Annotated in this window: 9 protein-coding genes; all 9 read right to left on the reverse strand. The window is 69.3% G+C overall.

The genetic code is table 11. The features are described from left to right. Nucleotides 1–14 precede the first annotated feature (14 nt). The 9 genes from WMF31_RS05625 to WMF31_RS05665 all read right to left on the reverse strand — a co-directional run bounded on the left by WMF31_RS05625 (nucleotide 15) and on the right by WMF31_RS05665 (nucleotide 10,925). Nucleotides 15–953 (reverse strand): hypothetical protein, encoded by a 939-nt coding sequence (locus WMF31_RS05625; RefSeq protein WP_436600941.1) that lies wholly within the window; start codon nucleotides 951–953, stop codon nucleotides 15–17. 332 nt (nucleotides 954–1,285) lie between these two features. After that, nucleotides 1,286–2,503, reverse strand: a complete 1,218-nt coding sequence (locus WMF31_RS05630; RefSeq protein WP_436600942.1) for a cytochrome P450 family protein — start codon at nucleotides 2,501–2,503, stop codon at nucleotides 1,286–1,288. Between the two features lie 266 nt (nucleotides 2,504–2,769). Further along, nucleotides 2,770–4,029 carry a metallophosphoesterase family protein gene (locus WMF31_RS05635; RefSeq protein ID WP_436600943.1) on the reverse strand — a complete coding sequence of 420 codons (1,260 nt, stop codon included), beginning with the start codon at nucleotides 4,027–4,029 and terminating at the stop codon, nucleotides 2,770–2,772. A 265-nt stretch (nucleotides 4,030–4,294) separates the two neighbouring features. Further along, entirely contained in the window at nucleotides 4,295–4,984 is a 690-nt protein-coding gene (locus tag WMF31_RS05640; protein ID WP_436600944.1) for a hypothetical protein, read from the reverse strand. Between the two features lie 101 nt (nucleotides 4,985–5,085). Continuing rightward, the gene (locus WMF31_RS05645) at nucleotides 5,086–5,727 is read right to left on the reverse strand and encodes a hypothetical protein (protein WP_436600945.1); all 642 of its coding nucleotides are present in this window, start codon (nucleotides 5,725–5,727) and stop codon (nucleotides 5,086–5,088) included. 117 nt (nucleotides 5,728–5,844) lie between these two features. Continuing rightward, nucleotides 5,845–6,489 (reverse strand): hypothetical protein, encoded by a 645-nt coding sequence (locus WMF31_RS05650; protein WP_436600946.1) that lies wholly within the window; start codon nucleotides 6,487–6,489, stop codon nucleotides 5,845–5,847. A 748-nt stretch (nucleotides 6,490–7,237) separates the two neighbouring features. Further along, a complete protein-coding gene (locus WMF31_RS05655) occupies nucleotides 7,238–8,377 on the reverse strand; it encodes a hypothetical protein (RefSeq protein ID WP_436600947.1) in 1,140 nt (379 codons plus the stop codon). A gap of 137 nt (nucleotides 8,378–8,514) precedes the next feature. Then, nucleotides 8,515–9,456: a hypothetical protein gene (locus WMF31_RS05660; protein WP_436600948.1), complete on the reverse strand. Its 942-nt coding sequence runs from the start codon at nucleotides 9,454–9,456 to the stop codon at nucleotides 8,515–8,517. Nucleotides 9,457–9,629: 173 nt separating this feature from the next. Beyond that, entirely contained in the window at nucleotides 9,630–10,925 is a 1,296-nt protein-coding gene (locus WMF31_RS05665; protein WP_436600949.1) for an RNA polymerase sigma factor, read from the reverse strand. Nucleotides 10,926–10,934 lie beyond the last annotated feature (9 nt).

Genomic DNA, 10,934 nt, shown 5'->3' on the forward strand with positions numbered 1-10,934 from the left:
CCGACGACGACCGCTCACGAGTTGTCGCGCTGGTACTCGAGGTCGCACCTCCCGTTGTTGATCGCGTTCCAGGGCTGCTTGCCGATCTCCACCTTCACCGGCGCGCCGCCCGTCTGGACCTCGTGCTCTTTCCAGGCGCCATTGCCGATCTTGATCCTGAACTTGCCCTTGACGTCGCCCATGTTGCGGAACTTGACCGAGCTCGTCTTGCCCGGACCGTCGCCGATCTCCTCGCCGACCTCGAAGCCATGGTACCGCGCCCCGACCCGCGGGACGTTCTGCCCCCAGGCCGCCAGCTCCCCATGCTCCTCCTGCGCGTCCAGGAAGGCGGCGTTGACCCTGGACGTCTGGTCGACCGTCCACGAGTTGTCCCTGTTCAGGATCGCGGTCATCGAGTAGACATTGGGAGGGAAGTCCACCTCCACCGGGTTGCTGATCCTGGTCACGTCGAGCACCTGCCCGGGCTGGAAGGAGCCGAAGGTGATCCAGTATTTCGGGTGAGGCGTGAAGATCAGGTTCTGGTTGGGCTGCGCCTGGACGGCGAAGGTGCCCTTGCCGGACATCCCGATGCCGACGGACGCCGAGTTGATAGGGATGGAGCCGTCCTCGGTGATGTAAAGACTCCCGGCGCGCGCGCCCGTCGTCTGATTGGTGAACGTGTAGATGCCCCCCTGGTTCGTGAAGGTGACCTGGTTGGTCTTCGAGAGATCGGCCGGCCACGTCTGGCTGGCCGTGAAGCGGACCCCGGGCTTGAGCACTCCCGTCTGTGCCCACGTGAAGCTGTAGTCGACGGTCCAGGTGAAGACGATCTCGGTGGTCGGAGCGGCGCCCTGCGCAAACCACGCGAGGGACATGACGTTGGGATCCGTGATGTCCGGATCGGTCTGATAGACGCACGCGCTGCCCGTGTTGACGGAGTTGTTCTTGAAGAGGAGGCTGTATTGAACGCTCATGGTACTCTCCTGATTCATGGAGGCATGCAGTCGGCGGCCGAGCGGAATGCTCGGTCCGACGACGATGGCTCGCTTAGCATCGGGGGTGCCAAGCGCTCTCGTCAGGAGTGGCGATGTCAGCAGCCCGCCGTGAAGGCGCAAATGGATGCCCGACGAGCAGCAAGGAGCCTCTGTTCGCCCTGTGGCGGGCAACGACCTGCCCGCGGAACGCCCTGCCCATGGGCAACGGTTTGCCCGTGGGCAGGGCGTTCCGCGGGCAAATCGTTGCCCGCAGGCAACAAGTTGCCCCCGTCGCCGAAAGGACGTTCACCGCACGCTCGCGGCGCGCTTTCTCAGAACTCCACAGGGACCGCGGCGGGGCCGCGGAGCAGCGTGACGTCGGTCCACTCGATCGCGTCCTTCGGGACGGCGAGCGCGAGCCGCGGCAGCCTCCGGAGCAGCGTCGACAGGGTGACGGCCGCCTCGATCCGCGCGAGCATCGCGCCCAGGCAGAAGTGGATCCCGCTCCCGAAGGCGATGTGCCGGTTCGGCGAGCGGCCCACGTCGAAGCGGTCCGGGTCCGGGAACTGATCCGGGTCGTGATCCGCCGACAGGATCGACGCCCCGACGCCCTCTCCCGCCGGCACGCGCGCGCCGAACACCTCGACGTCCTCGAGCGCCCAGCGGACCATCGAGAACTCGACCGGCCCCTCGTGGCGCAGCGCCTCCTCGACGGCGGAGCCGATGAGCCCGGGATCCTGCTCGACGCGCCGCCGCTCGTCGGGGTGCGAGAGCAGGAGGAGCGCGCCGCTCGCGATGAGGTGCACCGTCGTCTCGTGACCCGCGACGAGCAGCAGGAACACCATGCTCGTGAGCTCCGTCGGGCTCATCGTGCGCTCCTGCTCCTCGGCGGCGAGGAGCTTGCTGACCAGATCGTCGCGCGGGGCCTCGCGCCGCCTCGCGAGCCTCTCCCGCAGATACCGCTCGAACTCGCGCAGGACGGGCTGGATGCGCTCGATGAAATCGCGCTCGCCCGTGGGCGAGATGAGGATCTTGGTCCACCTTCGGAACTGGTGGCGATCCTCGCGCGGGACGCCGAGCAGATCGGCGATGACCGTGACCGGGAGCGGGACCGCGAGCTCCGCGACGAGGTCCATCCGGCCCTGGTCGATCACCGCGTCGAGGAGCTCGTCGGCGATGGCCTGGACGCGCGGGCGCAGCCGCTCCATCTCCCTCGGCGAGAACGCCTTCTGCACGACGCCCCGGAGCCGCGTGTGATCCGGCGGATCGGAGCCGAGCATGTGCCGGTCCAGGGCAGGGGAGCGCTCGCCGAGGGGGCGGTAGCGCTCCTGCGTCTCGGCGGGGAGCTTGCGGAAATCGCGGACAAAGCGCGGATCCCTGAGGAGCTCCACGCAGTCGTCGTAGCGGGTCGCCGTCCAGACAGGCACGTTGAGGCGAGGGTTGATGAGGCGATGGATGCGCCCGGCGGCCCGCATGCGCGTGTAGATGGGGTGCGGCTCGGCGCGACCCCTCGGAGAGAACAGCTCGGGAAAAGCGCCCTGGTCGACCATGACTCCCCCCGTCGTCGTCGCGCCCGGCCGACCGGAGCGAGGCATCTCGCCCCGCGCGGAGCGCGTGAGTGCATGGTGCATGTGGGGACCTGGGCATAGCGTCAAGCCGCGCCCGGCCAAGGGCGCGCCGGCGGGGGTGGGGGCGCGTCGGGGGCTCACCGGAGGGGCTGGAGCGCAGGCGAGACACAAAAGGGGGCTCGCCGGAGCGCAAGCCCCGGAGGCGAGCCCCCGGCGCGCCCCGACCCCCGCCGGCGCGCCGCCCGCGATCAGGGCGGGTCGCCCGCGCCGAGCAGCCGCGAGATCAACGTGTGCTCGACGTCGTCGAGCGCCTCGCGCAGGAACGCCGGGTCGTCCAGGCGGATGGCGTCGTCGCCCTCGCGCGCCTCGGCGGGGAGCTTGTTCTTGAGGCTCGTGAACTCGCGCAGGAGCGCCGACAGGCCCGCCTCGTCGTCGCGCAGCGCGCGCAGCGAGCGCGTGAGCTGGCCTATCGCGTCGTCCCGCTCCTCCAGCGCGCCCAGCTCCAGCGGCGCCAGCGTCCGGGAGAGCACGCGCTCGATCCAGAGCCCGCCGCCGAGGTCGTTGGCGATCGCGCGGATCTGGCCCGTCCAGCGCTCGAAGTCGGCGCGGAGCGCGGCGTGGGCCGGCGTGGCGCCGCACAGGATCACCCGCGCGGCCAGCGTGCGCCCGTCCGCCTCGGCGAGGCGCTGCTCGAGCTGCTCCCGGGTCAGGTCCACGACGTCGTCGGCGCAGGCGGCCGGGGAGAGGTCCACCTCACAGGCGCACCAGCGCACGACGTCGAGCGCGCGGTGCTCGACCGAGGTGATGCGCCCGTCGTCCACCGTGACGAGGAGCGCCCCCTTCTCCCCGGTCTCGCGGGCGTGGCGGCCCTGGAGGTTGCCCGGAAACACGATGTACGGGTCTTCCGAGAGCACCTCCCGGGTGTGCACGTGGCCGAGCGCCCAGTAATCGTAGCCCTTGCCGACGAGGGTGTTCAGGCTGCAAGGCGCGTAGTTGTCGTGGCCCTCGCGGCCGCCCAGGCAGGTGTGGAGCATGCCGATGTTGAAGAGGCCCGCCCGGGCGTCGGGGTAGCCCGCCGCGAGATCGTCGGTGACGGCCTTGGTGGCGAAGCCCTGCCCGTGCACGGCGACCCCGAGCCGCTCGAACACGACGGTCTCGGGGCTCTTCGTCCCGAGCCGCCGGGCGTTCTCGGGGAGCTCCAGGTGCCGCGTGATGTGGCTCTCCGCGTCGTGGTTGCCGTAGAGGAGCACGACGTCCACCCTGGCGGCGCGGAGGCGGGAGAGCTGCGAGGCGAAGAACAGGCCTGTGCTGTAATCCTTCCAGTCGCCGTCGTAGATGTCGCCCGCGAGGAGGAGCAGGTCGACCTCCTCGGTGAGGCACAGGTCGACGAGGTTCTCGAGCGCGCGCCGCGTCGCCCCGCGGATCTGCTCGACGGGGGCGCCCGGGTAGCGGTCGAGCCCGCGGAGCGGGCTGTCGATGTGGAGGTCGGCTGCGTGGACGAATTTCATGGGTCGGTGCGAGCGCGGCCATCCTAGCCGCTTCCGGGGCGCGGCGCTGCTCATCGGCGCAGGGGAGCGGGCGGCCGGGCGGCGGTACCCCGGGCTGGTCCGGCGACGGCATGCAGGTGCTCCGGTCGCCCGGGCACTCGGTGTAGGCGCCGGGCAGGCAGGCGAGCGCCCGGGTCCGCCAGGGATCGAGGAGCGCCGGCACCGGCGGCTCGTCAGCCAGCCCGAGCGAGAGCAGCAAGGTGAGCGGCGCCCCTGGCGCGACCGATCAGAGCTGCCCATACTCACGGATCCGGTCACGGTTTTCTCCCTTGTCGGACTCCAGATCGACGACGAGCCCGAGGCGCGATTCGACGTAGGCCGCCCAGAAGACCCCATGCTTCGGAGCTCTGGTCCAAGCATTCATCTCTGCTATCGACAATAGTCCATCGATGCTTCGATCGAAGATCTCTATGTCCCTGAATCGTAATCCGCACGTGAAGCCGAGCTGGACGTTGAGATTGCGGGAATAGACGTCTCCGCCGAGGAACGGATCGACGTGTCTGGTGCGGACGAGGGTCCCCTGCGGCCTCAAGGTCGTGGTGAACATGGGAAGAACGGCTCCGATCAATCGGTAGAGTTGAAAGCTCGTGGCCGCGCTCGCCCGGAACGGTCCGGCTTCGAACGTGGCATGGATCCCCAGTTTCTTGTCTTCTATCGTCGACATGTTCTCCTTGCCCACGCCGATGCCGATGAAGTACCCAATGCTGAGCTCCTGGGTGGGGCTCGCGGTCTGTCCGAAGCTCACCATGACTGTATGGACGGCCCCCGGAGCCGTTCCGCCGCCATACGTGACTCCTAGTCTCGCAAGATGGGGGAGCTTCGTCTGGACAATGCCGTTGATGTGGAGCCCGTCCCAGTGGAATCTCTCTGGGGGCCGTTGCTCTTGCGCTGATGCCAGAGCGACAAAGGAGAACACTCCAAGCCCCGACAGCGCGTGCAACAATGGCTGCCATGGCGTGCTCGAGCGGCGGGCCCATGGCTCCCGCGAGATGAGCGGCGGCGTGAAATCTGTTCGCGTCATTCGGCCTGCATGCGGTCTATGCACGCTGGGTTCTGCACCAGCTCATCGATGTCGACGTCGCCGTAGTGGCTCTTGAACATGTAAGCGCTTTCCATCGCGTTGATGCCGCGACGATCGCTCGTAACATCCGGCTGCGACGCGTCCTCGATAGAGCTTATGATATTTGAACAGTCTGAGTATTGGTCTCGGGCCAGATCTCGAATACTTAGCACGGTTTCGCAGTCGATTGTGCCGCTGCTGAGTATTGCCTTGTATGCGCCGAACGATCCCATGAAGCTCCTGCAACTCACCGATAGGGTCTCCAACTCGATCGCTTGCGATTCGAACCTGCATTGCTCCGAGAGCTCCAGCTTGGGTGAGTGTGTGCGTTTGTCTTCGTCGGTTTGGGGATGTCCCCCTCTCTTCTGAGGATGGCGATCGCGACGCTGGAGAGTCTCCTCACAGCTGGCCAAACGTCTCCTGGTGACGCTCAGATTCGACTGAAGATCGGAATCATCCTTGCTGGCGGCGTCCTGGCGCGACTCCGGCTGTTTGTTGCTCTCTGCAGAGACCTTTCCTAGATTGTATGCCGCTGCCAGCGCCGCGACCGCGATGGCCCCAAATCCAATCCATGTTGTCGGCTTTGGTGATGTTCCCATGCGTCGAGCGTTACGGGTTGAAGTCCTGGTGCGTGCGTGGGAATGGCGACCTTGGTCTGTCCGACCAGCAGGGCGAGTGATCCCGCGATATGAACGCCGGCGTGAAATGGGGTTGACTCATTCGGTCCGCATGCGGGCTATGCACTCTGGGTTTTTTACCAGATCATTGATGTTTTCAAGGTCGCCATATTTGTTCCTGGTTGCATAGGCGTCTTCCACCGCGGCAATGGCAAGCGGGTCGCTCGTGGCGTCCCGGTAGGTGGTGCCCTCGCTGTTCCTTATGATGGCGGCACAGAAGGCGGATTGTATTTGGGCCGTACTTAGGATGTCCAATACGATTTCGCAGTCGATCGTGCTGCTGCCCAGTATGGTTTTATACGCATCGAAATGTCTCCTGAGGCTCCTGCAGCTCGCAGATAGCATATGCAGCTCCTTCACCTGCGATGCGATAATGCATTGCTTTGGAAGCGCTGGCTCGGGTGGAGGTGTGGGGTTGTCTTCGTTGGTGTGGGGCTTTTCTTCTCTCTTCTGAGGATGCTGGTCATGACGCTGGAGGGTCTCTTCGCATCTGGCCAACCTCTTCTGTGCGGCGCTCAGAGCTGACCGAAGATCGGGATCGTCCTTGCTGGCGGCGTTCTGGTGCCGTTGAGGACGGCTGCCGCTCTCCGCGGAGGTTCTTCCCAGGTTGTATGCCACCGCCAAGGCGGTGACCGCGGTGAACCCCAATCCAATCCATGCTGTCGGCTTCGGCGATGTTTTCATGTATTGAACGTTGCGGGGTGGCAACAATGATTGTTGTTTGAGGGCGATTTGGTATGGCGGGGATGGGTCTCTAGGGTGATGTGAGCTAGTAGTAGCAGGGGTCCTTCTTGGTCGGCTTTATTCCAATGTCTTGAGGGAAGATGGTTGGCTTGATGCCGCTGACGGGCTGCAGTAGTTCGCGCCATTGGTGGCATGTCTTCGCATTTATCGTGTTTACGAATTGTTCCTGTAGCGTTGTTGTTCTCGTGCGGCCGATTAGCTGAGGGGATGTGTCTTCTGGTGTGCACAGTGCTTGGCACGTGGGGGATGGATCCATGCACGTCGGTGTTGGCATTTCGTCGAAGATCGTGCATCCGGCTTGGGATAGCACCGTCGCGGAAATGATCTGGGCGAGGTTGGGACGGATTGTCCTGGAGCGACGACGTGCTGCGGTCATGGGCGCTTGCTCCGAGGGGCATCTGGAGGAGGCTCGCGTTTGCCTCGAACCGGAGCCAGGAGGATACAGGAAAGGCTGTCAGCCCTCGATGAATCCGTGCGCTTGGTCGCGGCCAGACGTCGCGAGCGAGCGCGTCGAGCTCGCCAAGGCACGCGCGCGATGTCCAGGACGTCGCGAGCAATCGATGACTGGCGGTGCCGCTCGCAGGCGTCCTGATCGCGGCCCTCCGCGAGGAGGAGCGCGGAGAGCTCGCGGATCAGGTGGAGTTGCTGCCGAGCGCGAGGCGATGATCGCCTGCGCTTCTCGCGGACCCTAGGCCAGGCAGCAGAACGTCGACGGCTCGGCCGGCAGCATCTCGCCGATCGGCTCGCCGCCGCTCGGGGCGCAGCCGCCGGGATCCACGGCCACGACCTCCGCCGACTTGCTGCCGAGGGCGACGCCGGGCGGCGTGACCCCGCAGAACGGCGTCGTCGAGCTCACGACGGCCGACAAGAGCGCCTCCCCGCACGCCCCGTCGCTGTAGACCGAGGCCATGATGGTGCACGACGCGCCCTCCGGCTCCCCGCAGCCGCACGGCGAGCAGCCGCGCGTGTCGTCGATGCCGCCGTGGAAGACGTGCTTGGCCAGGTAGGGCTCGCCGCACGTCACGTCGCCCTCGTGGAAGATGCACGTCAGGAAGCCGCCGGGCGGCGGGACCCCGGGCTGGTCGGGCGACGGCATGCAGGTGCTCCGGTCGCCCGGGCACTCGGTGTAGGCGCCGGGCAGGCAGGCGAGCGCCCGGGTCCGCCAGGGATCGAGGAACGCCGGCACCGGCGGCTCGTCCACCCGCGGCGTGCATGCGCCGGCCACCGTCACGGTCGGGGCGTCGATGGAGAGCGACTGGACGCACGGCTGCCCCCCGCAGTCCTGGTCCGCGGGGATCGCGTTCGCGGCGGTGCAGGCGCCGTCCCAGGCCTCGGGCGCGGCGAAGGTCGTCGCGAGGGTGCCGGGGGCATCGCCGGAGCACATCGTCGCCGCGTGCGCCGACCAGCCCAGCGGGAGCTGGCACGAGGCCGTCTCCGGTGCCGGCGGGTCGCACAGGCAGGTCGCGCAGGCGAGCGGCTCCGGCACGAGGTCGGCGAACCCCTCGTAGCCGACGTTCGGCGCGGCGGCGGGGCAGTCGGGCGCCTGGTCCGGCGGGCCGTACCAGAGCAGCGCCGGGCCGAACCAGCCGAGCGGCGCCGGTGGGACACAGTCGCCGGCGCAGGCGGTCTCGTCGCCGCCGCTGGCCTCACTGCCGCCACCTTCGCCGCCGCCACCACCTTCGCCACCGGCCCCGCCGTCGCCTTCCTCGGGCCACGGGCAGCCTGGGTTGCCGTATTCCTGCGGCTGACAGGGGCCGTAGACCGTCGGATCTTCGCCACAGCCGGACAAGAGGAGAAAGCCCACGAACGGGAGGAAGAGGGATCGCATGCCGGACAAGATACGTAGAGATGGCCTGCGTTCACAACGGGCAGCTTTCGCGAGATCGTCGATTGCATTGAGCATTGTAGTTCTCCTTTGAAAATTCTCATGCCGTTGGCGAGGAGTGCCGGCCTTCGCGAGGTCGGTCAGTACGTCGCCGTGATGCCGAGTCCGAGCGCCGCGCCGACCGGAGGTGAGGACCATGTGAAGGCTCCAGCGGTCTCGCGCCGCTTGCCTTGGCGCCGGAGCACCGCGTCCGCCACGATCGCGCTGGCCTCGGCGTACCCGTGCACGCTCCACCTGTCCGAGAGGGCCCAGGCGCTGCCGAGCCGCGCTCCGATGCTGAACAGCGCGTCGTCGCGTTCCGTCATGTGCCACGGATGCCGGGGGACGAACCGGACGAAGCCGCCGGTCGCGACCCCGCAGCCGAACAGGTGGCGGCCGTGCAGGCAGCCCACACCAGCCGCCGTGAAGGCCCTCGCGCTGAGGGCCATATCCTTCACCTCCTGCGCCAGGGACACGAGCCCGCGCCCCTCCACCGCGATCGACCAGTCAGACCGGCGGACGCCCACGGCCAGCGTCACCCCGGCCGCTGTTCCGGGCGTGATCCCTAGGCCCAGGGTCGCTCCGAGCCCCGCCTGGAGCCGCAGCGGCTTCGGCGGTGCCGGCGCCGTCTCCGGCGGCGCGGATGCCGGCGGCCGCTCGGCCCGGCGCGCCTGCGAAGAAGGCGGCCGCAAGGGTGGCGACGGGGGCTCAGAGGGCGGCGAGGGCACCGGCGGCGGCGAGCGCTCGGGCGGTGCGGGAGCTTGCTCCGGCGTGCCCAGGAACTGCGCCACCACGGCGAGGGCCACGCCGGAGAGCAGCTCCTCGCAACCGCTCCGCGTGCTGAACCCCTCGGCCCAGTGGGTCTCTCCCTGGGCGTCACGCAGCGCCATCGAGGCCGTGAGCTCCGGCCCCTCCCGGGCGATGCTGACCGTGAGCGCCCGCGGCGCGTCGTCCTGGAACGGGTCGGCGCCGAGCCCGCGCGCGACCTCCGCGCGCAGGGACATCTCGTCGGGGCAGCCCTCGGCGCCGGGGCCTCGCACCACCTCGAGGCGTATCGCAGCCCGGGGCGGCTCCGGCGCGGCATGCGCCCCCGCGCCGCAAAGCAGGATCACGGCCGCCGCGGCGGCCGCGCGCGCCGGGCGTCCCGCGCCCGTTCGCGATCGGGCGGCGCGCCGCGCCGGGTGTGCGCCGGGTTCCTCTCTGGCCCTGGGCCTGCTCATCGCGACGGCGCTCCTCCCGACGCGCTCTGCGCCGGTCCCGGCGCGCTCTGCGCCGGTCCCGACGCGCTCTGCGCCGATCCCGGCGCGCGCTGCGCCGGAGGGGTGAGGCGCGTCCGGGCGACCGTGCGAAGCTGCTCCCGCACGGACTTCAGCCGGCCCGCGGGGAAGCGGGCCTCGTGCGCGGCGAGCTGCCGGAGCGCCGCGGCGGCGTCACCGGCGGAGAGGCGCTCCCGCGCCACGTCGAGCAGCCGCAGCTCCTCGGCGAAGGTGTCGTCCCGCTGGCCGGCCGGCGGCGCCGCCCGCGGAGCGGCAGGGCACGGGCGGTGGAGCGCCTCGGTCGTCGGAGCGACGGGCGCCGGCTCCGTCGTCCGCTGCGGCGGGGTCGGTGCAGCGCAGGCGCTGCGCGCGGGCAGCAGCTCGGGCAGCAGCGGCCCGAAGCGGCGAGCCCAGACGGCTGTCGGCGGCGCGAGCGCGAGCATCACGGCGACGGCTCCGGCGACGCCCGCCGCGGCCGACCCGAGGGCGACGCCGATCGGGCCAGGCCTCCGCCGCGCGGTCGCGGTCGCAAGCGCGGACGGCGGGGGGGCCGGCGGCGCGGGCGGGGCCGGCGGCGCGGGCGCTGGAGGCGGGGAGGCTGCCGTCGTCGAGGGGCTCTCGCCGTCGTCGTGCGCCAGGAAGCCGGACGAAAGCGGGAAGAGGAGCCAGCTCGCGCGCAGCGCCTGCCGCTGCTCCGGGCGCAGCCGCGCGACGGCTGCGCGGTAGTCCTCGCGGGCGAGGCGCAGGCGATTGCAGGCGGTGTTGTAGTTGATACCGAGCTCGCGCGCGATCTCGACGATCGGCACCTCGTAGGCCTCGTGCAGCACGAGGAGGATCCGCCGCTCGGGGGCGAGCGTGCCGAGCACCTCGATCGCGAGCTCCAGCCGCTCGCGCGCCGCGATGCGCTCCTCGCTGCTCGGCGCGAGATCGACGGGCTGGCCGTGGGGCGCGGGGTGCAGGCCGTTCGGGACCTCGCGGCGGCGGTAGGCGCGGTTCAGGTGATGGCTGACCTTCCGCCAGGCGATGCCGAACACCCATCGCGCCTCCGCGCTGCGGTGCTGGCAGCGGAGTTCCCGGTGCGGCGGAGGGCCGGCGGAGACGGCCTCGTGCGGCGGCGGCGTCCAGGCGGAGGCGGGGTAGGTGGGATCGAACCGATCCAGGCTCTCGTACGCCGCGAGCAGGATCTCCTGGACCAGGTCGTCGAGGTCGGGCTCGGCGACTCCCAGGAGCCGAAGTGCGCCGGGGAGGATGCTCACGGCAGCGGA

The organism is Sorangium sp. So ce1036, from assembly GCF_051369805.1.
In the GTDB taxonomy this organism is placed as follows: Bacteria; Myxococcota_A; Polyangia; order Polyangiales; family Polyangiaceae; genus Sorangium; species Sorangium cellulosum_F.